This is a genomic window from Achromobacter spanius (assembly GCF_039673305.1).
Taxonomy (GTDB): Bacteria; Pseudomonadota; Gammaproteobacteria; order Burkholderiales; family Burkholderiaceae_B; genus Achromobacter; species Achromobacter spanius_F.
Genome location: NZ_JBDJLJ010000013.1, coordinates 52,848 through 79,000, shown reverse-complemented (window position 1 = coordinate 79,000; position 26,153 = coordinate 52,848). Strand labels below are relative to the sequence as shown.

Annotated in this window: 34 protein-coding genes and 1 tRNA gene; 11 read left to right on the top strand and 24 right to left on the bottom strand. The window is 61.1% G+C overall.

The features are described 5' to 3' along the window. Window positions 1-33 precede the first annotated feature (33 nt). The 11 genes from ABE485_RS13615 to ABE485_RS13565 form a co-directional block, all read right to left on the bottom strand. Entirely contained in the window at window positions 34-393 is a 360-nt protein-coding gene (locus ABE485_RS13615) for a DUF3168 domain-containing protein (RefSeq protein ID WP_346515819.1), read from the bottom strand. Continuing rightward, window positions 383-880, bottom strand: a complete 498-nt coding sequence (locus ABE485_RS13610) for an HK97 gp10 family phage protein (RefSeq protein ID WP_346515818.1) — start codon at window positions 878-880, stop codon at window positions 383-385. The genes ABE485_RS13615 and ABE485_RS13610 overlap by 11 nt, the downstream gene beginning before the upstream one ends. Continuing rightward, window positions 873-1,226, bottom strand: a complete 354-nt coding sequence (locus ABE485_RS13605; RefSeq protein ID WP_346515817.1) for a head-tail adaptor protein — start codon at window positions 1,224-1,226, stop codon at window positions 873-875. Before ABE485_RS13605 ends, ABE485_RS13610 begins: the two co-directional genes overlap by 8 nt. Next, on the bottom strand, window positions 1,223-1,699 hold the full coding sequence (locus tag ABE485_RS13600) for a hypothetical protein (RefSeq protein ID WP_346515816.1): 477 nt from the start codon (window positions 1,697-1,699) through the stop codon (window positions 1,223-1,225). Before ABE485_RS13600 ends, ABE485_RS13605 begins: the two co-directional genes overlap by 4 nt. Window positions 1,700-1,701: 2 nt before the next feature. Beyond that, window positions 1,702-1,956 carry a hypothetical protein gene (locus ABE485_RS13595; protein ID WP_346515815.1) on the bottom strand — a complete coding sequence of 85 codons (255 nt, stop codon included), beginning with the start codon at window positions 1,954-1,956 and terminating at the stop codon, window positions 1,702-1,704. A 51-nt stretch (window positions 1,957-2,007) separates the two neighbouring features. Continuing rightward, on the bottom strand, window positions 2,008-3,252 hold the full coding sequence (locus ABE485_RS13590) for a phage major capsid protein (protein WP_346515814.1): 1,245 nt from the start codon (window positions 3,250-3,252) through the stop codon (window positions 2,008-2,010). A gap of 2 nt (window positions 3,253-3,254) precedes the next feature. After that, on the bottom strand, window positions 3,255-4,094 hold the full coding sequence (locus ABE485_RS13585; RefSeq protein ID WP_346515813.1) for a head maturation protease, ClpP-related: 840 nt from the start codon (window positions 4,092-4,094) through the stop codon (window positions 3,255-3,257). Then, window positions 4,072-5,358 (bottom strand): phage portal protein, encoded by a 1,287-nt coding sequence (locus tag ABE485_RS13580; protein ID WP_346515812.1) that lies wholly within the window; start codon window positions 5,356-5,358, stop codon window positions 4,072-4,074. Before ABE485_RS13580 ends, ABE485_RS13585 begins: the two co-directional genes overlap by 23 nt. 8 nt (window positions 5,359-5,366) lie before the next feature. Beyond that, window positions 5,367-7,073: a terminase large subunit gene (locus ABE485_RS13575; RefSeq protein WP_346515811.1), complete on the bottom strand. Its 1,707-nt coding sequence runs from the start codon at window positions 7,071-7,073 to the stop codon at window positions 5,367-5,369. Window positions 7,074-7,076: 3 nt separating this feature from the next. Continuing rightward, the gene (locus tag ABE485_RS13570) at window positions 7,077-7,538 is read right to left on the bottom strand and encodes a terminase small subunit (RefSeq protein WP_346515810.1); all 462 of its coding nucleotides are present in this window, start codon (window positions 7,536-7,538) and stop codon (window positions 7,077-7,079) included. A 222-nt stretch (window positions 7,539-7,760) separates the two neighbouring features. Continuing rightward, window positions 7,761-8,093: an HNH endonuclease signature motif containing protein gene (locus ABE485_RS13565; RefSeq protein ID WP_346515809.1), complete on the bottom strand. Its 333-nt coding sequence runs from the start codon at window positions 8,091-8,093 to the stop codon at window positions 7,761-7,763. 129 nt (window positions 8,094-8,222) lie between these two features. Between ABE485_RS13565 and ABE485_RS13560 the strand changes: the two genes are divergently transcribed. Further along, on the top strand, window positions 8,223-8,990 hold the full coding sequence (locus tag ABE485_RS13560; protein ID WP_346515808.1) for a hypothetical protein: 768 nt from the start codon (window positions 8,223-8,225) through the stop codon (window positions 8,988-8,990). 221 nt (window positions 8,991-9,211) lie between these two features. Here ABE485_RS13560 and ABE485_RS13555 read toward each other — a convergent pair whose 3' ends face one another. The 7 genes from ABE485_RS13555 to ABE485_RS13525 all read right to left on the bottom strand — a co-directional run bounded on the left by ABE485_RS13555 (window position 9,212) and on the right by ABE485_RS13525 (window position 14,089). Next, window positions 9,212-9,409, bottom strand: coding sequence for a hypothetical protein (locus tag ABE485_RS13555; protein WP_346515807.1), 198 nt, complete (start codon window positions 9,407-9,409; stop codon window positions 9,212-9,214). A gap of 189 nt (window positions 9,410-9,598) precedes the next feature. Then, complete coding sequence (locus ABE485_RS13550; protein WP_346515806.1) at window positions 9,599-10,189, bottom strand: hypothetical protein; 591 nt, start codon at window positions 10,187-10,189, stop codon at window positions 9,599-9,601. Continuing rightward, window positions 10,186-10,557, bottom strand: coding sequence for a hypothetical protein (locus ABE485_RS13545; protein ID WP_346515805.1), 372 nt, complete (start codon window positions 10,555-10,557; stop codon window positions 10,186-10,188). Before ABE485_RS13545 ends, ABE485_RS13550 begins: the two co-directional genes overlap by 4 nt. A gap of 177 nt (window positions 10,558-10,734) precedes the next feature. After that, a complete protein-coding gene (locus ABE485_RS13540; protein WP_346515804.1) occupies window positions 10,735-12,462 on the bottom strand; it encodes a toprim domain-containing protein in 1,728 nt (575 codons plus the stop codon). Next, complete coding sequence (locus tag ABE485_RS13535; RefSeq protein ID WP_346515803.1) at window positions 12,459-12,866, bottom strand: hypothetical protein; 408 nt, start codon at window positions 12,864-12,866, stop codon at window positions 12,459-12,461. Before ABE485_RS13535 ends, ABE485_RS13540 begins: the two co-directional genes overlap by 4 nt. A 673-nt stretch (window positions 12,867-13,539) precedes the next feature. Beyond that, on the bottom strand, window positions 13,540-13,785 hold the full coding sequence (locus ABE485_RS13530) for a hypothetical protein (RefSeq protein ID WP_346515802.1): 246 nt from the start codon (window positions 13,783-13,785) through the stop codon (window positions 13,540-13,542). A 103-nt stretch (window positions 13,786-13,888) separates the two neighbouring features. Then, a complete protein-coding gene (locus ABE485_RS13525) occupies window positions 13,889-14,089 on the bottom strand; it encodes a hypothetical protein (protein ID WP_346515801.1) in 201 nt (66 codons plus the stop codon). A 539-nt stretch (window positions 14,090-14,628) separates the two neighbouring features. On the opposite strand from ABE485_RS13525, the gene ABE485_RS13520 reads away from it, so the two are divergent. Then, complete coding sequence (locus ABE485_RS13520) at window positions 14,629-15,405, top strand: XRE family transcriptional regulator (protein WP_346515800.1); 777 nt, start codon at window positions 14,629-14,631, stop codon at window positions 15,403-15,405. 195 nt (window positions 15,406-15,600) lie between these two features. On the opposite strand, the gene ABE485_RS13515 is transcribed toward ABE485_RS13520, so the two are convergent. After that, entirely contained in the window at window positions 15,601-16,119 is a 519-nt protein-coding gene (locus tag ABE485_RS13515) for an Arc family DNA-binding protein (RefSeq protein ID WP_346515799.1), read from the bottom strand. Window positions 16,120-16,226: 107 nt separating this feature from the next. Between ABE485_RS13515 and ABE485_RS13510 the strand changes: the two genes are divergently transcribed. The 9 genes from ABE485_RS13510 to ABE485_RS13470 all read left to right on the top strand — a co-directional run bounded on the left by ABE485_RS13510 (window position 16,227) and on the right by ABE485_RS13470 (window position 20,568). Then, window positions 16,227-16,421: a hypothetical protein gene (locus ABE485_RS13510; protein ID WP_346515798.1), complete on the top strand. Its 195-nt coding sequence runs from the start codon at window positions 16,227-16,229 to the stop codon at window positions 16,419-16,421. Between the two features lie 240 nt (window positions 16,422-16,661). Then, complete coding sequence (locus ABE485_RS13505; protein WP_346515797.1) at window positions 16,662-17,492, top strand: antA/AntB antirepressor family protein; 831 nt, start codon at window positions 16,662-16,664, stop codon at window positions 17,490-17,492. Beyond that, window positions 17,489-17,803, top strand: coding sequence for a hypothetical protein (locus tag ABE485_RS13500; RefSeq protein ID WP_346515796.1), 315 nt, complete (start codon window positions 17,489-17,491; stop codon window positions 17,801-17,803). Before ABE485_RS13505 ends, ABE485_RS13500 begins: the two co-directional genes overlap by 4 nt. Then, entirely contained in the window at window positions 17,800-18,138 is a 339-nt protein-coding gene (locus ABE485_RS13495) for a hypothetical protein (RefSeq protein WP_346515795.1), read from the top strand. The genes ABE485_RS13500 and ABE485_RS13495 overlap by 4 nt, the downstream gene beginning before the upstream one ends. Next, window positions 18,135-18,386: a hypothetical protein gene (locus tag ABE485_RS13490; protein ID WP_346515794.1), complete on the top strand. Its 252-nt coding sequence runs from the start codon at window positions 18,135-18,137 to the stop codon at window positions 18,384-18,386. The genes ABE485_RS13495 and ABE485_RS13490 overlap by 4 nt, the downstream gene beginning before the upstream one ends. Then, on the top strand, window positions 18,383-18,628 hold the full coding sequence (locus ABE485_RS13485) for a hypothetical protein (protein WP_346515793.1): 246 nt from the start codon (window positions 18,383-18,385) through the stop codon (window positions 18,626-18,628). The genes ABE485_RS13490 and ABE485_RS13485 overlap by 4 nt, the downstream gene beginning before the upstream one ends. Then, entirely contained in the window at window positions 18,625-18,903 is a 279-nt protein-coding gene (locus ABE485_RS13480) for a hypothetical protein (RefSeq protein WP_346515792.1), read from the top strand. The genes ABE485_RS13485 and ABE485_RS13480 overlap by 4 nt, the downstream gene beginning before the upstream one ends. Further along, complete coding sequence (locus ABE485_RS13475; RefSeq protein ID WP_346515791.1) at window positions 18,900-19,280, top strand: hypothetical protein; 381 nt, start codon at window positions 18,900-18,902, stop codon at window positions 19,278-19,280. Before ABE485_RS13480 ends, ABE485_RS13475 begins: the two co-directional genes overlap by 4 nt. 202 nt (window positions 19,281-19,482) lie before the next feature. Further along, a complete protein-coding gene (locus ABE485_RS13470; RefSeq protein ID WP_346515790.1) occupies window positions 19,483-20,568 on the top strand; it encodes a tyrosine-type recombinase/integrase in 1,086 nt (361 codons plus the stop codon). Between the two features lie 16 nt (window positions 20,569-20,584). Here the strand turns inward: ABE485_RS13470 and ABE485_RS13465 are convergent. The 5 genes from ABE485_RS13465 to rpsU form a co-directional block, all read right to left on the bottom strand. Beyond that, window positions 20,585-20,663 (bottom strand) — tRNA-Ile (locus ABE485_RS13465). A gap of 8 nt (window positions 20,664-20,671) precedes the next feature. Continuing rightward, window positions 20,672-22,939: an RNA polymerase sigma factor RpoD gene (gene rpoD / locus ABE485_RS13460; RefSeq protein ID WP_346515789.1), complete on the bottom strand. Its 2,268-nt coding sequence runs from the start codon at window positions 22,937-22,939 to the stop codon at window positions 20,672-20,674. Window positions 22,940-23,594: 655 nt separating this feature from the next. Next, on the bottom strand, window positions 23,595-23,801 hold the full coding sequence (locus tag ABE485_RS13455; RefSeq protein ID WP_346515788.1) for a hypothetical protein: 207 nt from the start codon (window positions 23,799-23,801) through the stop codon (window positions 23,595-23,597). Further along, window positions 23,785-25,866 carry a DNA primase gene (gene dnaG / locus ABE485_RS13450; protein ID WP_346515787.1) on the bottom strand — a complete coding sequence of 694 codons (2,082 nt, stop codon included), beginning with the start codon at window positions 25,864-25,866 and terminating at the stop codon, window positions 23,785-23,787. The genes ABE485_RS13455 and dnaG overlap by 17 nt, the downstream gene beginning before the upstream one ends. Before the next feature lie 19 nt (window positions 25,867-25,885). Further along, window positions 25,886-26,098, bottom strand: a complete 213-nt coding sequence (gene rpsU / locus ABE485_RS13445; RefSeq protein WP_006218592.1) for a 30S ribosomal protein S21 — start codon at window positions 26,096-26,098, stop codon at window positions 25,886-25,888. Window positions 26,099-26,153 lie beyond the last annotated feature (55 nt).

The window sequence follows — 26,153 nt, the reverse complement described above, 5'->3', positions numbered from 1 at the left end:
CGGGGCCGGGTTTGATGTAGAAGCGGGGAAAGGTCAGGAGGGAAGGAACCAGATACCGAAGTCTTGGCGGGTGCCGTACTTCTTGATTGCCTCTTCGTAGAGGCTGGTGGGCGAGCCGTAGGGCTCCACGGCCGGAAAGTCGCTTTCGCACAGGGCGGTGCCGATCTGATCGGCGATGGTGCTCGCCTGCGCCCGCGTCACAGCCCAGACAAACACCTGCAAGCGCTGGTGCCGCTTCTCGCGGCGCTTGCCCTCCACGTACCAACGCTCTTGCCCGCCCGCGCCCTGGTAAACGATCAGCGGGAATTCCGGCTTGTCCGGTGTGACATCCGGATAGGCGCGCCCGCCGACCAACGGCCCCAGAAGCGCCTTCAACTTGGACTCAAGGGTCATCGTTCACCTCCTGCCCCGCCAGAAGCTCAGGCAGGCGCTGCCGTCCGCGCTGGATCATTGCCGCCTGCGCACGTTCCGAGGCGGCTTCATATGCCGGCCGCAGAAACGGATAGGCGGGCACCCACTTTGGCGTTGCCAGCTTGCGCCGCTTGTCCGTGACATAGCTCCCGTCCGGCTTGCGGATCACCGCGTAGATCTGCCAGTGTCCGAACTCCACCAGGTGGCCGTGCGGTGCCTTGCTCTTGTTCCAGGTGACTGCGTACTGGACCTCTTGCTCAGTCGAGTACCGCTCCCGGAACGCCAGATAGATTGCGCCCGCCAAGACACCGTTATGCGGATTCACGCGGGCTTTGGCCTCATCTCTCAGCACCTCTCCGCCGGCAACGGCCATGGAGCGCGCCAGGCTGACCCGTGCGGGCCCCAACAGCCGATCAAGGCCTGCGGACCAGCCGGATGTATCGAACGTCGCCTTCAGCCCCTTAGCCATCGCCGCCCCCCTGCTCGCAGATCAGGTCCGTCCACTGTCGGCGCGCAAGGTCCATTCGCACATTCTTGATGTCGAACGGATCGCCAACGGGCTCCCCGTCGAACAGTTCCAGAACGCGCATTCCCTGATCAATTCCGCGACGGAAACGGATGCGAAAGCTGTAAGCGTTGATGGAAGCGCCCACGTTTTCCTGGTTGCGTGTTATCGCGCCCATACCGGTCTGTCCGCGGGGATCTGCGCGTACTATTGCGACTTCCACCCAGAGGCCATTCGGCTGCCCCCCCTCGTCTTGCCCATCTTCCCGCCGTTCGATTCGAATCCAGGTGCGCAGCGTGCCGGCCCTCATGGCATCATCTCCCGCCTATCAGCGCGCAGGAGTTCCGGCACCCCTTGGGGAAGTCGAGCGGCGCTTGCGCCGACAACCACCTCTTCGCGGTTGGCATACAGATTGCCGAGCGTCAGCCGCACTGCGGCCCTGACACGAGGTGTGGCCACCATCCCGAACAGCACGCGCTGAAAGCCTGTCTTCGCTTCCTTCAACCGCTCCGTCGCAAGTGCAGTTGCCATTTGGCGCGCAGCCGGGTTGCCAAGATCCGCTGCGGCGGCCATGGCAGCCTCATATGCGTCCTGAGCGTCGCCGGCAGCCTGCGGCAGCGCGTCCTGCGCGGCGACGAGGTCGGCTTGCGCCGAAAAGAATGCGCGGTTGAGATGGCCTGCCACTGCGCTTTCAGCAGCGGCGAGCAAATCGGTCAGCAATGACGCGTCCGCCGGATCGGCGTTGCAATGAGCAATGCACTCTTCAGGCGTCAGCAGTGGCATGATCAGTCCTTCGGGCCTTCGGCCAGCGCTGCACGGAGCTTGTCGAGGCCCCAGCGTTTGTCATACTTGATCTGCGCCGCGTCCAGCTGCGCCATAAGGTCTTTCTTCTCGTCTGAATCGTCCGCACTCGCTTCCAGCGCGCCCAAATCCCGCGCGCCGGCTTCAAGTTCGGGAGGGCATTCCTCACCGGCCGCAAATTCGACCGGGTAGATAGCGCCCTTCGGCACCCCCCGAAACGCCTTGATCAGCTTCGCCATATAACTCTCCTGAGATGGGGAAGGACGCCGGCCGGCGCCTTCCCGCGGTGTTTAGTCCGCAGCGACCGTCATGGCACGCATCGGCTCGGGGTTATGCACTCCGCCCCCGACGCGCTTGGTCGTGTAGAACAGCACGAAGGGCTTGTTCGTGTACGGGTCGCGCAGCACTCGCACGCCCACGCGGTCGAAGATGGTGTAAGTGCGCTTGAAGTCGCCGAACAGCACCGGCTTGGCGCCCGCCACCGCATCCGGCATGTCGGGTACTTCCGTCAGCGGGAAGCCACCCACGGTGGCGGGTTGACCGGCGACGAAGGACGGCTGCCAAAGGTAGTTGCCTTGACCATCCTTCAACTTGCGGATCTGGCCCTGGGTTTTGCGGTTCATGGCGAAACGCGCGTTGCCCGTAAATGCCGAAGGCAGGTCATAGATGAGATCAATGATGCCGTCCGACGTGATGGCCGCCGCCGCGCCGCTGTTCACCGCCTTGATCGCGCCGAACGGATGCTTCGCGGCGTTCGCCCCGCCAGTGACATAGGTCAGGATGCCGAAGGGCTTGTTGGCCCCATCACCCGAGACGAAAGCCAGCCCTTCTTGCTTGGCGAACTCGGTTTCGACTTCGCCTGCCAACCACGATTCCAGATTGATCGCCGAATCGTCCAAGATCTGCTGCGTCGCGGCGGGGTTCGCGTAGATTTCTCCCCAGCCGAAGCCCAGCGATGCGAATGTTCCCGTCCCAGTCTGCGGCCGTGCCGCAGTTTCGCCGACCCAACCCGAGGCCGTACCGCCCATGTTGAACAGCTTGGAATGACCTGCCCCGGACACCGGCTGAACGTGCGCCAACTGACGCATCGGCGACACCAGCACCAGTTTGTCGGTGATGGTGCGATCCCACTCCACCGGGGCCAGATAACCGCCCTCATCTGCGGCGCCCTTGTTCAGCGCCGCCTGCACGTCGCCCTTTTTGAAGTGAGCGTTGAAGGCGTCGCTGTATTCGGAGTCCTTCAGGCGCTGACCAGTGCCGTCGCCCATCTGCGCCGACGCAATCTTCATGTTTGCGTCGTCGATGGCCGATTGAAGTCGGGAGATGTCCGCGTTGATCTTTTCGACCTTGAAGGCCTGAAGCGCATCATGCGTGCCCTTCTTGACCTCATCCAGCTGCTTGGAGTGTTCGTCCTTGAACGTGGCGAACGCTTGGTTCAGCTGTTCGATGAGGGCCTTCACCTCACCCGGGCCGCCGGCATCGGCGCGTACGGAAACCAGCCCGCGGGGGACGCGGGCATTCGATTGTTGCTTCATGTTTAACCTCGCAGGGTTGAAAGTGTGGTTTGCAGCAGGGCTGCTACGTCGTCACCAGCGCACGGCGTGGTGGTTGTGGCAGCGCTCGGCTTGCCGGAAAAAAGTGCTTTGAAGGTGTCGCGACGGGAGGTACGGCTATATCCGGCGCGCGCCATTGCGGCTTCCACCTGGGCCAAGGCCCGCCGTTCCCCGCTCGATTGCGGTTGCTCGATAACTGCGGCGCCATCCAGTACCCCGGTGGCGAAACCATCCTCCACCGCCTGATCAGCGCCGATCCAGGTTTCCTTGTCCATGAGGGCTGCGGCCTGTTTCGACGTCAAACCCGTTCGGGCTGCGTAAACCTGGGCCATCGCTTCATCGAACGGCTCCAGCTTCGCGGCTGCGTCGACCAGGTCGTGCCGGTTTCCAATGGCTACTGCCCAGGCGTTGTGGATCATCAGGAACGATCCCTGCCCCATTAGGATGTCATCGCCCGCCATCGCAATTACCGAAGCGGCCGACGCAGCCAGCCCCAACACCTTGATGGTTACCTTTGCCTTGTGCTCGCGCAGCGCGTTGTAGATCGCGACCCCTTCGAAAAAATTGCCGCCGGGTGAATTCACGTTCACCGTCACGTCACGGGTCCCGACAGAACGCAGCGCGGCCTGAATACGCTTGACCGTTACGCCGCTGCCATCCCAGGTTTCCCCAATGGGGTCGTAGATGGAAATGGTGGCGTCTTCGTCTGTGCCGGCGGCGCGGACTTGGGGCGCCCACCGCTCCAGCGCGTCCGGGCGCAGATCGAAGTCGGCGGCACCCAGACGGGCGTCCGCCTTGATCTCAGGCAATTGCAGCAGGCTCATTGGATTTTCCTTTTTGGGTAATGGGATCGCGTAGCTTGTTTGCCTGCGGGTCATCGCTCGCGGGTAGGTCTGACAGGTCGCGGATCTCGTTCTGCCACATCCATGGGGCATGACCGCCGGCGCCGGACGCTTTGGCGAAGTAGTCCGCCTGGTCCTTCAACGTGCCGCGCATCAGAGCCCGCTCGTTGAACTTGTAGGCCAGCTGGTCCAGTTCCTCGTCAGTCAGAAAGGTGCGCATCGCCGCCTGTTCCCACGCCGTGAACCAGAACTGCAGCCCGTACTGCACGAAGAAGATTCCCAACTGCTCGATGCCCGACCCCCAACTGGTGTCGTCCATCATCAAGAGGGGCCGCGGCACGCCGAAGGCGCGCGCTACCTCTTCAATCTGGGCGTTGCGGTTCTCGATGTGCTGCGCTTCGGCCGCGGTCACCTTGAACTTGTTTGCCTTGGCGCCTTCCTCCAACAACATCCAGCGCTCAGCGTTCTCAGCGCCCGCAAAATCCGTGTCCAGGGAATTTCGCATCCGCCCGTAGGCCGTGTCCGATAGCGCCTTGGGCACCTCCACGGCGCCGCCCGCCAGGTTGCCCGTCCGAAATACGCGGCCAGCGGCGCGCTCGGCGTCGCGCGCCAGTGAGATGGCATCGCGCGCGAGCTTCATACGGGCCAGCCCTTCCACCCCATCAATGGTGATGTCCCGCAGGTGGAACACCTCCTTCTGCGATAGCTTTACCAGCTGGCCATCCGGCCGGGTGTACGTGTAACGCATCTCCCAGCCCGCAAGCTCGGCCTTGACGGACCCGAGCGCCATTGGCACCAGGGCGATCGGCCTGCCAGCTGACCAGATAACCCTGGCGTAGGCATTGCCTTGCTGCAGGACATGCAGCTGCATCATGCTTTTGAATTCGAAGGGCGTTTGCCACCCGTTCGGCTTCAGCTTCATCAGCCGATAGCCCTGGTGGTCTTTCGCTGGCGCCTTGGATGCGTCGTTTCGAATCAGGTTGAGCGGCAGCATGCCAAGTGAAGTGACGATCAGCGACACGCACCGCAGTGCGGCCATGTTCCGTAGCGACTCGACCCGGCTGTTGTAGTCGCCGCTGCGGATGTATTCCAGCAGCGCTGGATCATCCAAGCCTCGGAACGCCTGCCCCCTGGGCTGCGCCGACGCCTGCGCGCTTTCTAGCGCAATGGTGGGCTCAAGCCGCGGGCCGGCTTCAGGCGCCGACCCGTCCGCCGAGCCGCCCAGAAAGCGGTCCAGTAATTTCATGGGTTCTCTCAGATAAATCGAATCCCGCGGGACTCGTATACCGACCGGCCGGAGGCCTCGGGATTAAGGACCATCAATTGCGCTGCATCGAATGTCGCCATCAAGGGATCAATCTTCGCGGTGCCGCTCGCCTGCTTGGTAATCAAGATGCCGTTGGCGCGCAGTTCGATACGAGCATTGCCCACAGCCCAAGCCATCAGAGCCTGATCGCCATGTACGAAGGTGCCTTCGGCAAGCTTGCGCTCCACTGTCTTGATGATGCCGCCCAGCTTCCAGCCCTGCGACACACCGACGATCAATTCCTCGGGGATTTCAGCCTCTACCAGCGCGTCATTGAAGGTCACGCCGTTTTGGTCGGCACCGATGCCACATTTCTCGGGGAACAAGCCAGCGTCGTACACCTGGCGGATGAGGGCCGCCAGTTCTGCGGTGTCATCGCCGATCTGCTTGACTATGACCAACTCGCCAGCCCGTTCGAAATCGCGCAACCTGGGCTCAATCTCTTTGCGGCGCTCCAGAACAGACGGGTGCGCCCAGGCTCGCGCCCAATGCAGCCAGTTTCCCGTCCCACGCTCGCGCCCTAGAAATGCCAGGCCCAGCAGGTCATCCAGGCCGCCGCCGTCGATACCGGCCGTGACCACTTCGGAACGCTCCATCAGCGCGCGAAGCGTCAGTACTCGCTTCCCCCGCTTTAGCCAGTGATCAGCACCCGCCCAACGGTCAGAACGCAGGTTCAGCCCGATCTCGACATTCAGATGCTTGGCAAGGAATTGTTGGAATGCTCCGTCCGTTCTGGCCTGCAATAGCTTGAGCTGATCCCCCAACCATTCGGCGCTGACCGAGCGGCCGAGGTTCGGATTGGTGATGTAGAAGTTCGCCGGGTCGAGATAGGCTTTTGCCTCGACCATTTCTTCCGGAAACTCGTACAGGATGCCAAGCGTCTTCGGATCGACCACCCGCCCGTCTCGCACATCGCGCCAGTAGGCGAGCTTTTCTTTGAAGACACCCGCCGGCGGCTCATCGCTTTGCGTCGTCAGGTAGATGACCCAACCTTCATCCCGGGATATCTGGCCTCCCAGCGCCTCAAGGAACATCGCCACGGCGTTCGCCCGCTTGCCAAACAGCCAAAGCTCGTCAACTAGAATGCGGCCCGATTTCTTGCCCGACACCGTGTCGGTGTCGGCGGCGACCACCTTCAGGCTGTTGCGCGTCGTCCGGTGCGTAATGGTGCGAACGTGGTCCTGGACATGGAACATGTCCGATAGCTCCTCATCGGCCCGAATCATTGCTGCGGCCGGCTTGAAGCTGTTGTCTGCCACCTCCTTTGTCGGCGCCAGAATCAGGTGTTCCTCTTCCTGGCGCCAGCAGATGATTACCGCCGTCAGCATGATGCCGGCGGCAATGGTGGATTTCGTGTTCTTCTTGCTGATGAGCAGGCCATACTCACGGATCAGCTGCTTACCCGTGTCCGCCTCATAGCCACCAAAGATGGCGCGAACGAAGTCAAACACCCATTCTTCGGAGCATTCGCCAAACGTCTGGTGCCGGTATTCGCCGATGGCATCGTCATAGACCTGCGGCAGGTCAACCACCTTCAGCTGCTTGAAGATGCCCAACGCATACTCGGCCTGGTCAGGGAAGATTGGTGGCGGAATAATCGACTTGCGCGCCCGCAGCCGATCTGCCCAGTCTGGGCACGCAGTTGTCCAGGCCATGGCTTACCCCTTCCCGACCACGCGCAGAAGCGGCGGGCGCGGCGGCGCTCCGAACTTGCCTCCGGCCACTGCATCGCCCGCCGCCTTCTTCTTGGCGTCTTTCTTGCCCTGTTCCCCAATCTTTCCATGGACGTAGGGAACCCACGCTTTTGCCGCATCGACCCGCAGTTTCATGTCCTGCTCAGGATCGTTCGCGACTGCCTTCAGGAACTCCAGGGGATCGGAGTAAAGCTTGCCCAGATCCGGCAGCGAAATCTCCGTCCCAGTGGCCGCGGCCTCTTCCTTCAATTTGTTAACTTGGTTAACACGGCCGAGAGCTTCCTGAATGTCCTTGTCTTTCACCAGGCGGGACGCTGCAACGGCCGCCCCTTTTTCGCTGTAACCCGCATGGATAGCGGCTTTCGCACCGGACAGGCCCGACTGCAACGCCTGCACAAAGCGGCGCTTTTTGTCGGTTAATGCCATTAACAATCTCGGTTAACAAATCCGGTTAAGGGGAAATTTTCCGCGCATGAGGGAACAGGTGGTTTCCGGAAGGCGAACCCGCCAGACTTTGACCCCGCCCCCCCTCTGCCTTGGCCCCTGACGCCTGCGCACAGGCCCGCCACGAGGCGCGACAGAGACGACGAAGGCGCGGCCCTATCCATAGCAATGGCTCGCTTTACGGCTCTCTGGTGGCCCGCCGCCCTATGACCGGCTCCGATAGCCCAGGTCACTGCGCGTTTTGAGGTCATGGCATCCGGCCTTACGCCCATGCGCGTCGCGCGAAACGCACAGAATTTGCGTGTTCGCATCGGAGTCCTCGCCACCATCGAACAGGCTCAACTTGTGGTCCAGTTCGAACCCATGCGGGTAGATGGTCAGCGTCCGGCAATGTGCGCAGTGCGGATCAGCAGACCAGACGCGTAGACGGCGGTCTTGCAGCTTGCGGCCCGTCATGCGCTTGGCGCTGGGCGTCGGCGCAGCGGCCAGCCGGGAGCCGGCCATTGCAATGCGCGGCTTGAGTGTGGTGAGCTTCATGCCGATTCCTTTGTGATCTTGCCGGGTGCTATCTACTGCACACCGCCCGGCGGCGATGACCGAATCCCCGCACGCCATGCTACGTGCGCGCCCTTGATTGCTAAGGGTGGGTAAAATCCTGGCATAGCCGTGCCTGTGCTGCATAAGTGGACCTCACGCAACGCATCGTTGCCCGGGGACTACATACCGGAATCCGAAATCAAGGAATGGAGTGGCATTTTGATCGACAAAGAAACACTGAAGCGATGGTGCACGCCTCCGACTAAGGCTGACCCATATCTCCGCCCCTTTGTCGTACGTGGCCCACTCTCCACAGGCGGCGCCGCTATCGTCGGGGTCAATCCCGCCACGCCGATATTTGAAGACGACGGAATCGCGATCGAAGATTACGCGCAGAGCATCCTAAACCTCGACCAGTTCCTGCCGCTCTATCAAGACGTCCGGCGACGATCCGGCAAGACTCGGCTGTCTTCCCCCACGAGAACCGGGCTCGACGGAGCCTCGTCCTGGCTGGCCAGCCTGGGGCATACGACGGTACTGGATACCAACACCTCTCCGTATCCGACGTCCAGCGAGAAGGAGTGGAGACGACTTCCTGAATCGCACAAGGCACTCCATGTTTTCCGAGAAGTTCTTGAGCTATTCAGACCATCACTTATCTTGCTCCATGGAAAACCCTCATACGAAGCCTTCATCGGGGAGTTTGCGCCACATCTACGGCGTACCGGAAACTTCACATCCGTCGTGCGCGACCATGCAAACCTAGGAATCGTACCCTGGGAGTTCGGTGGATATGCCGACGTGTACGTCTGCTCGCATCTGCGGTTCTTTGGTAAGGAAGGCCTGGGCAAGAGGTTCCACCCCCTCCGCAAAGCGGTGCTTGCAAGCCGACGATAAGTGATCGATCAAGCCTCCTTCCTAGGAGGCCGCAGGCTGATCTTGAGCATGCACGCATAGGCGAAAAACCCCGGCCGGGTTTCTCGGTCAGGGCTTGAATGGAGCGGACAGAGGGAATCGAACCTTCGCTGCGCGGCTTGGAAGGCCGGCGGCTCACCATGAGCATGCCCGCAAAAAACCCCGCCTAAGCGGGGTGCAATTCTGTCGCAATCGTGCGGTCTCTACGACGATGCATCCACATCATCAACGCGCCAGACTCCTTTCTCGTCTCGCCACACATTCTGATTGAACTCGATTTGTACGAGATCGGGCCCACGCTGTTTTGTCCTATAGAACTCCAGACCGCCGCTGAAAGCGAGTTCGCATTCCGGATCGTAGACCTTCAGGTGCTCAATCAACATGCCTACGGTGATAACCATGGAACCCTCCGCGAGTGAAGGGGTCTAGCTTAGCCGGTTCCTTCGGCAGGAAAATCCCGAGGGCAATCCTGTGTTGCAGAACCGAGACGCAAAAAAACCCGCAGCATTTCGGCGGCGGGTTTCGTGGGCGGACTTCTGAGGAAATCCGTTATCGCTGATTATGGCGGGAGTTTTCGCCACAGTCAATGATTATGGGATGAAGCCGCCATCACGCAGCAGCTTTTCGGCGGCAGCGTGCGCCGCTTGCTCGACGCCATAGATCGGCTCGGCGCCCTTTTTCTCCCGCGTGCCGCGCAGCCAGTCTGCGGCCCTGGCGCTGGCCCGCTCCACGCTGCGCACCTTGCACGCGTACTCATCGGCCAAGGATTGCAGGGTCCGAACGGTACCGCTGTCGTAGTAGCGCCGCACGAGGGCATACAACAGCTCGCTGTGGGCGGTGCGCATGGACAAGTACGCGCCCAGCGCCCCCGCGATCTTGTACAGCGCCGCGACCCAGCCGGGGTGATCCGCTTCGCTGTGGCAGTGCTTGCAGCTCGCCACGCGCTGACCATAGCGGGCGTGCAGCACAGCCACGTGCAGCGGGTCCAGGTCCCGTTCCAGGAAGTGGCGAACCTTGCCGATCTCCGCGCAGCCATCCGCGCCAGAAAGCGGCCCAGGCTCGCCCAGCCGCATGTCTGCCGCGCGGGCCATCGCCGGCCGACTCAGCGTATGCCGCTCATCGTTGAATGCGTACGCCAGCGCCACGGCCAAGCGCGCAAAAGGCGCATTGCGTTCGCTCATGCTTCCTCCGGCATCACGAAGACCGGGTACACCGGGGCCGGTTCGTTACTGCCGCCGGCGATGCGCAGCCACGTTTCGAGCTGCTGCAGGTCCTCCGCATCATGGCGCGGGTGGGCTGCCCAGAACAGCATCCACTGCCCCCGCTCCGACCCGTTCAGCGTCATCAGGTGCTTGGCCAGCAGGCGGTCCAGGGTGGCGCGGTCAGCGAGCGCCACGCACCCGCGGCAACGCCAGCAGCCGCACGGCGCGTATGCCATGCCTTGATCGGCTTGCGATTCCGAGGGCCGGTGAACCTGCGCCAGGGGCGTAGCCGCGCGCTCCTCAAAGGGGATTTCCAGCCACGTGTCGGGGTTGTTGTGATCGAGCATGATCAGTTCCTCAAACGATTCCAGGGTTGTAGGGAGGGACGCGCAGCAGGCGCGCCACAAGCTCAACCGCAGAGCCGCTTGAGCTGGCATCTGGGCAAGCGCAACGCCCATCCGCAAAAGCGGCGGCGATGTACTTCATTGGAGTGAACCTGCATAAATGGCAGGCGAAGGGGCCGGTTACGCAGCCCCCCGGTTTTGCAGGGAATAAATGGGTGGCCGCGTGAAGTGCGCGTAGTCGCGGTATTGGCCGGTCACGCGGTCGTAATGGAGCTCAACCATGCCCACGCGGCCTACGAACTTCTTGCGGATCTTCTGGATGTGGATCTCCACCGGCTTGTTCTCGTCCTTGACGTGCCGGTACACCGTTATGCAGTTATCGGCCTTGTTTCGCCAATGTGCCGAGCCGGATACGTCATAGGGTGTCGGGATCGGATAGTCACCCGAATCCTTGTCCTTGTAGAGCTTCGCGGGGTGCGCCACGACCCAGGCATGAACACCATGTGCCCAGCAGAACTTCCGGATCTTGGACAAGGCCAGAGAGATGTAATCGGTCTCGGTTTGACCTGGTGCGCGGCCATGCTCGATCTCATTCCACGGATCCATGATCAGCCCCCGGATGCCCTTGCGGGTAACCAGGCGGCTGGCTTGCTCCAGCAGCGCGTCGAGGCTGGGCGACTCGGGCATCATGAAAGTGAAGTGGTCCGCCAGGAAATCCATTGCGGTGTCCAGCTCCGCCACGTTCATGCGTTCATTCGGCCCCGCCGCGAACGGCTTGCCGGTGAACTTCTCCATCAGCTTTTCGCTGTGATAGTCGGCAGGAAAGTTCTCGGGCGAGAACACACCGAAGTTCCAGCCATGATGCTGTGCAAGGTGAACAGCCAGGGCATCCAGCCATTCGGATTTGCCATGGCCAGGGATACCTGTCACCAGGGTCCACTCCCCCTCCAGCACCGTGTAGTGCCCGTCCATGCCGGGCCAGCCGGTGGAGACACCGCGTCGAATCTCACCCTCGTAGCGACGCAGGATCTCCGAACGGAAGTCCGTCACCGAGTACGTGCCCTCGATCGGCACCGGCTGCGCGTCTTCGATGCACTTTTGCAACGCGTCTGGGCCAAGCTTGATCAGTACGTCATTGGCGTCTTTGCAGCCGTCCGGCCAGGTCACGATCAGGCACTTGTCACGGCCAAGGCGGCGGATCAGCTCCTCTTGCAGGCGACGGCCCGGGGCGTCATCATCGACGGCGATGATGTGCTCGCGGACGTTGGCCAACTGCTCACAATCCAGGAAATCGAATTTGCTGTCGTAGTTCTTCGTGTCCGGCGTGGGCGCACCGTCGGGCACCGAGACGCAATTCTTGAAGCCGCCCTCCTCCACCGAAAGCTTGTCCATCTCCCCTTCGACCCAGATCAAGACCGCATCCACGTCGTTCAAGCCGTACAGCACCCTTTTCGCCCCCGACGCCAGCCGGAACAGCTTGTCGCCGGTGCGGTACTTGACGTTGATCACCTCATCGCCGTCCAGGTACGGGAACATGACGCAGGTCCGCTCCTCCTCGACCTGGGGGAAGTACTGCTGGCCGTAGCCGATGCAGTTGCGCAGGAGCGTGGCCTGGCCGATGCCGCGGCCGGCGAAGTAGTCCACGACGGCCTGGGGCAGATCGGTGCGGTTCACCACGTAGTCGGGCTTGCGGTAGATCTTCGGCGCCTCGGGCCGGCGCTCTTCGCCGTGGCCCAGCGACCCGCCCCAGCCACAGTGGTGGCAGTTCCACAAGCCCTTGTCGGTGTTGACCGACAGGCACGGATAGTTTTTCTTCCGGCGCGATGGCGAGCATCGCGGGCAGGTAGTTTTGACCTCCACGCCGGTGCGGCCGCGCAGATCGATCCCGAAGTCGTCGAAGGTCTTCACAGCACGGGCTCCGGGTTGCCGCTGGCATCGAAGAAGCGGTTTCCCACCCGGTATCGCCCCCCGTCAACCTGCGTGATGCTTGCACCAGGGAACCGCGTCTGGAGGGTTGCCATCACGGACGCTCGGTCACCCGCCCCCGGTGAATCCTGGCCCCTGTCGTTCGCGATAAACCGGTCTATCTGGTCTGCAGACCGCAGGATCAGATCGATCCCGTTGTACTTCTCCCGCCTGTCGTTCTGGCCCATGTTGTGCGGCGTCTTGCTGCAACCACGGATGGCCCGCCGCAGATCCTCGGGGCTATGGCCGTTCTTCAACGCGGTCCTGATCGCCTTGCGCCGCTTGTCGTCCAGCACGGAGCGCGGCGATTGCATGACTTCCTGCCAGTAGGCGAAGACCTGCTGCACCGGGTCTTGCTTCGGTGAAGCCGTTGATTCCGGGGCATCAGCAGCCCCCCCCGGGTCGGCGCCAGCCGACAAAGGGGTTTGATCTTTTGGAGACGGAGACGGAGACGGAGACGGAGACGGGGCAGTGCCAGATTCTGCTAGTTGCATGCTGCCGGCACTTTCTAGCACTGCTATGGGTGTGCTACTAGCACTTTCTAGCACTGCGGAAGTCGTGCTAACGGTGTGCGCCGGGCACTCAGGAGCGTCCTCGCCGCGTGCTATCCCGATGCGCTCGACATACTCGGGCATGCGCCGGGCAGCTTCCGCCCGGCCGTACTTCTTGCACAGGGCTGCCCAGCGCGCCTTCTCGCTACGGGCCTCGGATCCTGCGACCCACGGGTTGTGCTCTTCCCAGTCATGGATCGCCCTGCAGCACTCCTCTCCATCAAGAAAGCCAACCTCGCACAGCGTCGTTACGAACTCGCCTTCACCCCCAGCCCAGTCAACGGCCAGCTCGATGTCTTCGTCCGACAACCCGCTGAGGTTGCCATCCGGCCTATTGGCGGCGCACCAGAGGAACAGACAGACAAGGCGCCATGCGCCATCCCCGCCCAGGCGGCGGACCAGCTTCTTGGTTTTCGGGTGCGTGGCCAAGCCCACGGAGAGTCGTGCATCTGTTGCCATTGATATTCGCCTATTCGCTCACGCCATTTGCCTTGGCGGCAAGCAGCAAAGATTTCCCGAGCAAATAGGCTTGCTCTGGCGTAATCGGCCCGATGTTGATCACGGTGGCGTCTCGTATGGCCGGTTCGTCCTCGAAATCCCGACCATCAATATCCACGAGGTACGGCAAAAACGTCAGTGATATCTGCGATTCTTCGCCGGCCTCTTGATAGACTTGGCCGCAATCGCCCACGATGAAGTCGAAGCTCTTAATCATCTCCGTGTCCCTTCCTGTCTTCTCCACTTAAAGGCACAGCGCCGGGCCGGGTGGAGGAATCCGGCTTTCGGGAGCTACCCGGGCGCGTGCACACTGGTATCCGCTACGGCCTGAACCGGTGGCGGCGTTGAAAGTGGGCCCGAGCGCGCTCTTCGCGCTCCAGGCCTTGATCGAAATCGGCAAGCCACTTGCGCATGCCGCGGCGGCGCCACAGCCACCACACGCCGACGCAGCATCCAGTGATCAACATCAGCAGCCACGTGAACGCAGCGACCAGGATCAGGATCGAAACGACGGTGTTCATGGCTAAACGTCTTCGGGGCCGAAGCGAACGGCACCAGGTGCAGGCGGCGTCGTGGTGTCGCCGGGAATGTGCCGCGGAGAGGACGAATAGGAAGTGCGAACGCCGCGCAGCAAGTGCCCGCGCGTGGCGGCAAACGTCTCCGACGACATGCCTGCCTCTTGGGCTCTGTCGATTAGGGTGGTGTCGGCTTTAGGCATCCGCACCTCCGGGGGTGAACCCGCTTTCTTTCTCCGCGCCAAGGGGCCGCATAGCGGCCGGCCAACGCCGCCGGCCATCTGTGACGTGGCGATGTAGTCGTCGAAGGGCCTCGCCCTCCCTCCACGGAATGTCGCGGTACCGCCCCCTAACAATGTCAGCTACCCATGCCTGGGAGCGGTTTACAGCCGCGCCGATGGCCGCCTGCGACATGCCGCGGGCTTGAATGTCGGATATGAGTAATTTCCAGTCCATGCCTCAAGACTAAGCGCATTTGCGATTATAGTCAATCACTAAAGCGCTTATATCTTGCGCTTGAGTGGACTTTGGATCACAATCGCGATATGGAACATATCGCCGCAAGATTAAAAGCCGCCCGTAGCCATCGCGGCATCTCACAAGCCGCACTCGCCAAGATGGTTGGCTGCGGTCAATCCTCTATTGCAAGCATTGAAAACGGGCGCAACCACTCGTCAGCCCTGCTGTTGCCCATTGCAGTGGCACTTCGGGTGAACCCTGTATGGCTTATGGCGGGGACCGGCGAAATGCTCGACCCGATTGTGGCCGGCGACAAGTCCGTCTTCGAGCAATCTTTTGACCCCAGCGACGAGGGATTAATTCAGAAGGCTGCAGCGCGGCAGGAAGCCGGGATGATCCGATTGTGGGACAGGGAGGAGGATCTAGAACCCGACGAAAACAGAGTGTGGGTCGACCGATGGGATTACCAGGTGTGCGCAGGTGATGGCCTAATTCAGTGGGAAATACGGCAAAAACAGGCGCTGCCCTTCACAATGGATTTTTTTAGGGCGATAGGCTCCAAAGCAAAGGATTGCCGCCTGCTCATGGTGCGCGGCGACAGCATGGAGCCATTCCTTTTTAACCGCGATATGGTCATGGTAGATGTGACCAAAACCACGGTGCGCGACGGGGTGGTCTATGCGGTTGCCTTCGAGCATGAGGGTCTTGTAAAGCAGATTTTTAAGCAGACGGGCGGTGGGCTTATCTTGCATTCTTACAACCCTCGCTATCCTGACCGGGTCGTAGAAGCCGAGGAATTGGACAGATTGATCATCATCGGCGAGATCAAATACCGATCAGGTAGTGGGTTCACAAGCGACTGATAAAAGCCCTTAGGGGCTTTTTCTTCGTCTGATCAACTGGAATGCCAAAAAAAATCGCGTATGCGCTTGACAGAAATAAGCGCAACCGCGATTATATCACCACTCTTCCCGTTCCCCGGAAAGACAAAGCCCCGTACCTGTTAGCGCAGGCCGGGGCTCCTGAAACACTACGTGTACCGCTCAGCAATTCAGAAGTCAGGAGAGTTCGGTGTCCGGGTCAATGTCTGCCATTTTCAACAGCTCCAAAATTGCACGCGGCAGTGGCTCTCCAGGTTTCGCGAGCCTGAACGTTCGAACCGCGGATAAAGCCGCGCGACGCGTGACATTGGGAAGATCGCCTGCGCCGTCTTCCATGAACTCCTTAAGGTCGTCAGCAGCCTGGCGCGCCGTGCGAATTATCTCCTCTGCTGGGCAAGGCACATCGGGAGGCATGGCATTCATATCCAACGTCGGCTCAATGGCCAAGAGATACGTTCCCAACCGGCCAGCCTCTAGGGTCTTGCGCTGGATATCTACTTCCATACGATGCAATTGGAATTCAAGTCGCGCCAAAGAGGCCGTCACCGCCCGTGGGGAAGGCGCGTTAAGCGAATCCTCTAGCCGCGCCACAATTTCAGCCGTAGTAGAACGGCCCGCCTCTTTGGCGGACGCCTCCAGCTTGTCTTTTAATTCCGCTGGCATGCGGAAGTTCACTTGTACGAGAGCGGTAGTCATGGCCCAAAGAATAAGCTAGCAAAGTGCTTTACACAATGCTAGCAACTTGCTTTAATAGCAATGTGCTTTATCAACACCCTCACCTGCAACCACGAGTAGGAGCCTATATGTCACTGAGCATTCACGGTGCCAGTCAACAGGAGAAATCCGGCGGATCAGTCCAGATCCAGGTTCGAACGACCAACCAGAATCGGGAGTGGCTAAAGTCGCAGGCCACGCAAGAGGAGCGTTCCGTCAATTGGATCATCAACAAAATGATTGACGCTGCACGAGCTGCAGGAGCCTACCGGCTGCCCAGCTAAAGACAAAGCCCCGCCTGATTCACGGTCGGGCGGGGCTTTAAGACAAACGCCGGTTCACGGCCGACATTCATCAATGGCATCAAATCTCTGGAGATAAAAAATGCCAGGAAAAAACACGTCCGCAAAAATGCGGGCATGGATCAACACGTTTAGCAAAGTACAAAAACCAACCAATCTTGTCAAGCCAAATGGCTTGTCGGGTCGGTCGGCCCGTTCGCATTTGACGCTAGGAGACGGACAATGAACCGCCTCATCCCCGTCGGCACCTGCCAAATCGTTGGCCAAGCGGTCCCCACTGCCAATGCGCGCGACCTGCACGCCTTCCTGGAAGTCGGCAAAGACTTTTCGAACTGGATCAAGGATCGAATTGACCAGTACGAATTCGTCGAGAACCAAGACTTCGTTTGCTCGCCAGTTTTGGCGAGCGAAGGTCGCGGTGGACACAATCGCAAGGATTACCACCTAACCCTCGACATGGCCAAGGAACTCTCCATGGTCGAGCGCAACGCCAAAGGCAAGCAGGCGCGTCGGTACTTCATCGAATGCGAGCGCCGCTTGCACGATCAACCCGGCCATGCACGCGCCCCCGAAGCCGCGCCCAGGCTGATCGGCGAGCTGGCCATCATGGAGTGTTTCACCCGTCTCTTGCGTCCCGCGCCGTCGTCGCAAGTGGCGATGCTGCAGTACATCGGCAAGCGCCATGCTCTGGACACGTCGTTCTTGCCTTCTTATATAGTGGACGCCGCCAAAGATGGCCCCCCGGGCAGCTCCATGCCCACCGCATCGCTTACGGCGCTGCTAAAGGAACACGGCATCACGACGAACGTGGCGGCGTACAACGTCCTGCTGCGCGACGCCGGCATGCTGGAGGAGCGCACCCGCAAGAGCACGTCAGCTGCGAATGGCACGAAGCACTTCTGGGCTATCACCGAGAAGGGTCTCGCGTACGGCAAGAACCTGACCAACCCCGCATCGCCGCGGGAGACGCAGCCGCACTGGTACGTGGATCGATTCGCCGAGCTTCATCGCATCGTGTCTGGTCGCTTGTTGGGTAAGGGAGGTACAGCATGAACACCCTCCCTTTCAGCGCAAACGGCTTTCGCGCTGCCGAGCAATGGCATGCAGGCTTCTGCGCAGCAGCCGAAGCGGCGGAAGGCTATCTTTTCCCATCCGGCTTGCGCCAGGCCTTCGAAGCCCTGCCCGACTCGGCGCGCCCCGATTTTCTCGACGCAATCGGCGCCCTGGTTGTGAGCTTCCAGGTCATTGGCATTCCCGCCCCTGGGCGCCAGAACCTGCGCGAGGAGGTGCGCCTGTGTGCCATGTCGCACGAGGAACAAGACCGCCGGGCCCAGGCGCAATGCGACGACGGAGACGAGAAATGAATACCGCATTGTCTCCCGCCCGTCGCTGCCAGGTTGGCGACCTGGTAATGCTTGTCCGAAGCAAAAGCCCCGCGCGCGTTGGCCGCATCGGTGTAATCGTCTGCAGCACCACAAGCGCGGCTGCGGCGGCACTGGCGCTCCCGAATGAACTCGCGGAAGTCCAGCGGCGTGACTGGATAGTGGATTTCCAGGGTGCGCCCGACGTCACTTGCCGCGATGGCGAGGTCATCGTGACCCATCTTCTTGCGTGCCGGGACGCGGCTCTCAGACCGCTGCGGGCCGACCAAGCGGAAATCGAATGCGAGGCGGCCCTTACTCTCGGAGGTGGGGCATGAAAACTCAGTCGCTAACGTACAAAGAAGCCTGCGAGGCGCTGGACCGTGCCGCCGAAGCGCTGCGACGCACCGGCTCCCTCTTTCACGTCATCGCCCACGCCCGCCAGTCCGGCCTTGACGATATGTTGAACACGCTCGATATGGCCGAGATCGGCATCCACATTTCCGGCGAGCTCGCGGAGCAAACTCAGGATTGGGCTGACCTTTTTCGCCCTCTTCTCCCGAAAGCTGACGAGGTGGCGCGATGAGCAACACATCCGTCAGGGTCAACCTTACAGAGGTCAACCTCTACCTCGAATGCATGGAGGAGCAGAAGGAGCGCTTGCGCGCCCTGCTGTCGGTGCTAAACGAATCAGCAGAAGTTCAAGAACTGACTCCTAATGTGACAACACTGCTCACCCTCGCCCAGCATATCGCCGAAGACCATAAGCACTGGTACAGCCTGAAAGAGGCCCTCGGGCTGCGCGTCAGGGCGGAGGGGACAAGATGAGCCGACCCCGCAACCCAACCGAACAACTGGCGGCAGCCGTGCGAGGCCGCGCCCTGTACATCCGCTTGTACGAAAAGGCCACGGCCGAACTGTCGGAGGTAAAGGGCGACGCGGCTGCCATGCGCGAACGCTGCGCAACGCTGGCTAGCGCACTCGAGATCACGACGCGCATTCTAGACGCCTCGACGGATCCGCAACTGAAGGCTGGCGCCGCCGCGGCGCGGAGCCTGCTCAATACGGCCGGGCGTCCGACCGAAAGGGAGAGGACTGCATGATCACGATCATCGACCTCCTCAACCAAAGGCGCCGCGCGCTCCTCATCCAGGAACTCGAGCGCCAGTGGCCAGGCTGCGGTGCTCATTCGAAGCGAAACCAGATCACCAAGCAGGACGACGTGGTGTGGAGCCTTCTGCTGCCGAAGCATGTAGATGCCGAAATCCGTGTATACGTGCGTGGATGGAATGCCGCAATGGACGATGCTCGGAGAGTGGTGGCGGCGGCAAGCCCTCTTGAGGGCAGCGATATCCCGGTCGCGACACAGAAAGGCGGGCAAGGTCCGCGGACGAGCCCCCCAGGGTACCGAGACCCCGTGGCTGCCCGCGCCGCCCGCGCCGGTCTAGAAAGCCTGTTCGATAAGGGAAATGGCCAATGAGCGAAGAAATCGCCATTTCCCTGCGGGAAGCGGCGAGGCGGCTGGGTCTGTCCTACCAAACCGTATTCGCCAAGCGGAAGCAGATCGGCTTCAGATTGCCAGGCGGCCGCGCCTGGCGGGTCTGGCCCTCTCAACTTGCCCAGTTAGGGCAGAAAAGCAACAATGTGACCCGGCTATCGCTGCAGGTCGACGGAGATTCATCATGTCCATCCGCAGAAACAAAGCATCCGGGGTTTGGCAGATCGACATCTGCTCGCCAGGCATCCCGAGAATTAGATGCTCTTCTGGAACCACAGAAAAAAAGGCCGCACAGGAGTACCACGACCGACTGAAAGCTGAAGCGTGGCGGAAAGTGAAGTTTGGGGAGGAACCAACCCATACATTCGACGAAGCCGCACTGCAAATGCTGCGGCTTTCCGAAGGTCAGCGGGACTACGACACCAAGTTGCGCCACATCAAGTATTGGCGTGGCGTGCTGGGCGGCGGTACAGCAGTCAGTTCTTTAACAAGCGGCTCGATACTTCAGGGCCTGCCGACGCATACAACGCACGCACACCGCAAGCCGAAACCCCTAACGGCCGCGGCGAAGAACCGCTACTTGGCGACGATTCAGCGAGTGTTGTCTTTGTGCGTGGAGTGGGGGTGGTTGAACCGCGCACCAAAGCTTCGCAAATTTGTCGAGCCTGACGTGCGTGTGCGCTGGGAGCCGCCGGCCGTAGTCGTTCAACTGATTCAGGCCATGTCGACAGAGTGGATGCGCGAGGTCAGCTTGTTCGCAGTAGCTACCGGAATGCGGGCAACAGAAATCCTGTCCCTTACCTGGTCGCAGGTCGATATGGGAAAGCGTCACGCTTGGATTACCCACGGTCGAGCAAAGAACAAGCGGGCCCGCGCTGTTCCGCTCAACTCCGACGCCATGGCCGTACTGCAACGCAGACATGGAACCCATCCGAGCTTGGTGTTTAGTCGGCGCCCCCGCCCCGGTCGCGAGGCAGCACAGATCAGCCAGATAGACTCTTCGATCCTCGCCAGCGCATGCAAACAAGTCGGAATCACCGGCTTTCGGTTCCATGACTTCCGGCACACTTGGGCGTCATGGCATGTGCAGGCCGGCACACCGCTGATGGTGTTGAAAGAACTGGGGGGTTGGGAACGGATTGAGATGGTGCAGAAGTACGCCCACCTCGCCCCGACGCACCTCGCCCACCACGCCGAGAACGTCAAGATTACGTCAATGTCGGAGCTGGAAACGAAACAGCCGCCATTGCTGGCGGCTGTAGGTACCTGATTTCTCAGGATTTCTTTGGTAGGCCCCCCGAGAGTCGAACTCGGCACCAACGGATTATGAGTCCGCTGCTCTAACCAGGCATGAGCTAGAGGCCCAGGAAAACTTACTGCCCTTCCAGGAAGCTCTTCAGCTTGTCGGCCCGGCTGGGGTGACGCAGCTTGCGCAGCGCTTTAGCCTCTATTTGGCGGATGCGCTCGCGCGTGACGTCGAATTGCTTGCCCACTTCTTCCAGGGTCTGGTCGGTGCTCATTTCGATGCCGAAACGCATGCGCAGGACCTTGGCTTCACGCGGGGTCAAAGAGTCTAGCACTTCCTTGACCACATCGCGCATGGAACCGTGCAATGCCGCATCCGAAGGCGCCAGCGTGGACGTGTCCTCGATGAAATCGCCCAGGTGCGAATCGTCGTCGTCGCCGATGGGCGTTTCCATGGAGATCGGTTCCTTGGCGATCTTCAGGATCTTGCGGATCTTGTCTTCCGGCATGTCCATCTTTTGCGCCAGGGTCGCGGGATCCGGCTCGGCGCCGGTTTCCTGCAGGATCTGGCGGCTGATGCGGTTCATCTTGTTGATCGTTTCGATCATATGAACCGGAATCCGGATGGTGCGCGCCTGGTCGGCGATCGAGCGCGTGATGGCCTGACGGATCCACCACGTGGCATAGGTCGAGAACTTGTAGCCGCGACGGTACTCGAACTTGTCCACGGCCTTCATCAGGCCGATGTTGCCTTCCTGGATCAGATCCAGGAACTGCAGGCCGCGGTTCGTGTACTTCTTGGCGATCGAGATCACCAGACGCAGGTTGGCCTCGGTCATTTCGCGCTTGGCCTTGCGAGCCTTGGCTTCGCCGGTGGCCATGCGCTTGTTGACGTCCTTCAGGTCCTTGAGCGGCAGCACGACACGCGTTTGCAGGTCGATCAGCTTCTGCTGCAATTCCTGCACGGCGGGGATCTGGCGCTCCAGCGTCTCGGCGTACGGATGGCCAGCGGCCACTTCGTCGACGACCCACTGCAGATTCGTTTCGTTGCCCGGGAACACCTTGATGAAGTGCAGGCGCGGCATGCCTGCGCGGTCCACACACGTGTGCAGCACGGCGCGTTCCAGTTGGCGCACTTCTTCAACCTGGTTGCGCAGCGTGTCGGCCAGCTTTTCCACCATCTTGGCGGTGAAGCGGATGCCCATCAGTTCGTTCTGGATGGATTCCTGGGCACGCACGTAGACGTCCGACTTGTAGCCGTCCTTCTCGTACGACAGGCGCATCTTGTCGAACTGCTTGCCGACCTCGTCGAACTTGGCCAGGGCCTTGACGCGCAGGTCTTCCAGCTGCTTGCTGGACATGCCGCCGGCGGGGCCGTCATCGCTCTCGTCTTCGTCGGCCGTGACGCCGGCACCGGCGTATTCTTCGCCGTCTTCCGGATCAACCAGGCCGTCGACGACTTCGTCGATCTGCGCCTGGCCTTCCCGGACGCGCAGGATGTGCGCCAGGATTTCGTTGATCGTGGTCGGGCAGGCCGAGATGGCCATGACCATGTGCTTCAGGCCGTCTTCGATACGCTTGGCGATTTCGATTTCGCCTTCGCGCGTCAGCAGCTCGACCGAACCCATTTCGCGCATGTACATACGCACGGGGTCGGTGGTGCGGCCGAAGTCGGAATCCACGGTGGTCAGCGCGGCTTCGGCTTCGTCTTCGACGTCGTCGTCGTTGGACGCCACCGGCGCGTTTTCGCTCATCAGCAGGGTTTCGGCGTCGGGGGCCTGGTCGTAGACCGCAATCCCCATGTCGCTGAACGTGCTGATGATGCCGTCGATGGCTTCGGCATCGACCAGATCGTCGGGCAGATGATCGTTGATCTCGCCGTATGTCAGGTAGCCGCGGTCCTTGCCCAGCTTGATCAGCTGCTTCAGGCGGTTGCGGCGGGCTTCATATTCTTCCGGCGTGACGGGACCGCGGGCAATCAGATCCTTGGGATCCGCCTTGCCTCGCTTGCCGCCGCGCTTGGGCGGCTTCAGGTCGGGCAGGACTTCGCCTTCGCCGTCCATCGTGTCGTCGAAACCGTCGGAATCATTGTTGGCATTCTTGGCGGGGCGGCCCGGACGGCGGCCGCTAGGCACAGGTCGAGCGCTGCCCACCAGGTCGGCCAGCTTGTCTTCGGCCTTCTTGGCGCGGGCCTTCGTCACCTTTTCGGGCTTGTCGCCCGCGACAGCCGTCTTGGCCGCCTTTTTGACAGCCGTCTTGGCAGCGGGCTTGGCGACCTTCACCGCCGTCTTGGCGGGCGCTTTTTCCGCGGCCATGCTGACGGCGCGCTTGGCCGCCACAGCCTTGGTTTCGGCCGCATCAATTGCAGAGGAGGATTTGCCGGTGGATTTGGTCATAGTCGCTTCCGTGGTCGTCGCAACCCGTTTGGGCATGTTGCACCGCATAACGCCCCGCTGGGCAAAGGCCCTGCGCGACATGGCATACGGGTAAATCTGGTGAATCGGCGGAGTTCACGCGGCTACGTTGTTCGCAGCGCCAGCTCTTGCGAGCTCGCCCGGCGCCAACACGGTGCAGTACCGTTCAGACGCCTGACGTGCATGACCTCATTCAAAGGCGGATCCCGGACGCCGGGGGGGCTGCCTGCCTATAAATAGGCTTTGCTCGCTTATCGGGCCTTTGCCCCAAGCAGCTATTTGTACACAGCACCCGAACCACTAACGTCACGCGGAAAAACCGCCGATGAACTGCCTAACCCACCGCTAAGCTATATTAATTAACTATGTAACAAAATTGACGCAAGCGTCCCGTCTTTCAACGGAAAGCGCAAAACTAGACTTTCTGACCTGAACACCGCCCTGCATCAACTGCAACGCCAGGCCGCAAAATCCGCGCCGCCTCAAAGGTCAGACAGCCTCGTCAAATTGGCACAACAATTATTAGATTCCGGCAGCCGGGATAGATTCCGGCCACCAAACTACATTTTTTTCAAGTTCCTGCGCTGCTGCGTCAAAAATGCCACTAATTCAGCCGATACTCAAACAAAATTTGGCGTCAATCGCGCAACAATCCGCAGTCAGGCACTATCAAGCGCAACTGCGCCAAGAACTTCACACGGCGTCGGGTTGACCCCGTCGCGCGCAGTTGCTCTTGCCGTTGCTCTTCCTGCTGCTCTTCCTGCTGCTCTTCCTGCTGCTCTTCCTGCTGCTCTTCCTGCTGCGGAAAACCTTTGATTTTAGCGTATTTAGCGTATGCCGGCACCTTTCAGCACAGTCATGCGACTGGACAGCTCCAGATAGCGCTTACGCGCCTCTTCCGTTGCCAGGCCCGCAGCCGCCAGCTTGGCCATTTCCGCCTTGGCCGAATCGAACTCAATGCGGCGCAGCGCATCGTCCCATTCCGTTTGCGGATCAGGCAGGTCTTCCTTGGACAGGATATCCGCGCGCAAACCCTTCAATACGGTCGCCAGGTCCGAATCCGGCTCGGCGGCCTCCAGCAAGGCGCCCACATGGCGCGCCCCGCTGGATTGCGCCAGCATGATCAGGTCTCTTACAAGACCTAGATGGGGGCCATGGTCGATGACTTCAAGCTGCTGGTCTCCCATGGAGTCCACCAGTTCGGGATGCGCCAGCAGCAGGCCCAACAGACGCTTGGCCAGCGACGGCATGGTGCGGCGCCCTTCGAAGCCGCCGACGTCGTTGTCGCGCCGCCCCTTCCAGCCCCCCTTTCCACCCTTCCAATCGCCCTTACCTTTCCAGTCGCCTTTGCTTTTCCAATCGCCTTTGCCTTTCCACTCCGGTTTGCCGCCCTGCTGCCAGCCCCCTTCGGAGCCGGCCGGGTCGCCGCCTTGCGAGGCATATTGGCCATAATCCACAAATTCGGACTCGTCCGCCGGAATGTCATGGAAGTCATGACCCGCAAAGTCGTACCCCATGTCAGGCGGGCCGCCGTCATGACCCTGAGCAGCGTTCCCGTTCGGCGCAGCCTCGCCTGCACCCGCGGACGGCCGAGGGCCGGGCGCGAAAGGCTTGGCGGGCTGCTGGGCCAGCACCTGGGCCATTTCCTCGGGAGTCAGCTGCACCAGCTTGGCCATTTCCCGCTCGATCTGCACGCGCAGCGCGCACTCGGGGATCGCGGCCAGCAAAGGCTTGGCTTCGTGCAGGCAACTGGCCCGCCCTTCGGCCTCGGTCATGTTGTGGCGGGATGCAAGCTCGTCCAGCAGAAAGCGAGACAGCGCCACGGCATCGCCCAGGCAAGCCCGGAAGGCTTCCGCACCCAGTTCTCGGACGTAGGAATCCGGGTCGTGCTCAGACGGAAGGAACAGGAAGCGAATCGCGATATCGTCGCGCAGCACCGGCAGGCAGGCCTGCAAAGCGCGCCAGGCGGCTCGCCTGCCCGCGCCATCCCCGTCGAAGCTGAAGATCACCTTGTCGCTCGTGCGCAAGAGTTTCTTCACGTGGTCCGGCGTGGTGGCGGTGCCAAGCGTCGCAACGGCATTGGCGATGCCCTGCTGCGCCAGCCCGACCACGTCCATGTAGCCCTCGACTACGATGACCTGCCCTTCCTGGCGTATCGCCTGCCGCCCCTCCCACAGGCCATAAAGCTCCTGGCCCTTCGAGAACAGTGGAGTTTCAGGCGAGTTGAGATACTTGGGCTCGCCCTTGCCGATGATCCGGCCGCCGAATCCGATCAGGCTGCCCCGCACGTTGCGGATCGGGAACATGATGCGTTCGCGAAAGCGGTCGTAGCGGCGCCCGTCCTCGGACTCGATGACCAGCCCCGATTCCACCAGCGTGGGATCTTCGTAATTGGGGAATACTTGCGACAGGCCGTGGCGGTCGGTTCCGGACCAGCCCAAGCCGAAATGCGCCGCGATTTCGCCGGTCAGGCCGCGCTGCTTCAGATAGCGAACAGCTGCGGGAGACGCGCGCAACTGCTTCAGATAATGCGCCTGGGCGGCATCCAGCACCTGCGTGTGACGGGACTCCTCGGCCTTGCGGCGCGCGGATTCCTGCTGCTGGCGTGGACTACGGTTTTCTTCCGGGACCGTCATTCCCGCCGAAGCCGCGAGCGTACGCACGGCTTCGGGGAAACTGGTGCCCGTGTGTTCCATCAGGAATGTGATGGCGCTGCCATGTGCTCCACAGCCGAAGCAGTGATAAAACTGCTTGGTGGGACTGACAGTGAACGAGGGACTTTTTTCGTTATGAAAGGGACACAGGCCAAGCAAGTTGGCCCCACCCTTTCGCAACTGCACATATCGCCCGACTACATCGACGACGTCGACTCGGGCGAGTAGATCCTGGATGAATGATTCTGGAATCAATAGATTCGGGAATCAAAAATCAATACAGGCGCGGGGGCAGTTGTTGGCTACGGATGCGCTTGTAGTGGCGCTTCACGGCGGCGGCATGCTTGCGCTTGCGCTCGGCGGTGGGCTTCTCGTAGAACTCGCGCGAACGCAGCTCGGTGAGCAAACCGGTCTTTTCGATGGTGCGCTTGAAGCGGCGCAGAGCGGCTTCAAACGGTTCGTTTTCCTTCAGTCGAACGATAGGCATAAAGTAATTGGCCTGCTTGTAGGGTAACAAAAGTTGATGACAAACCTGGCTTGCT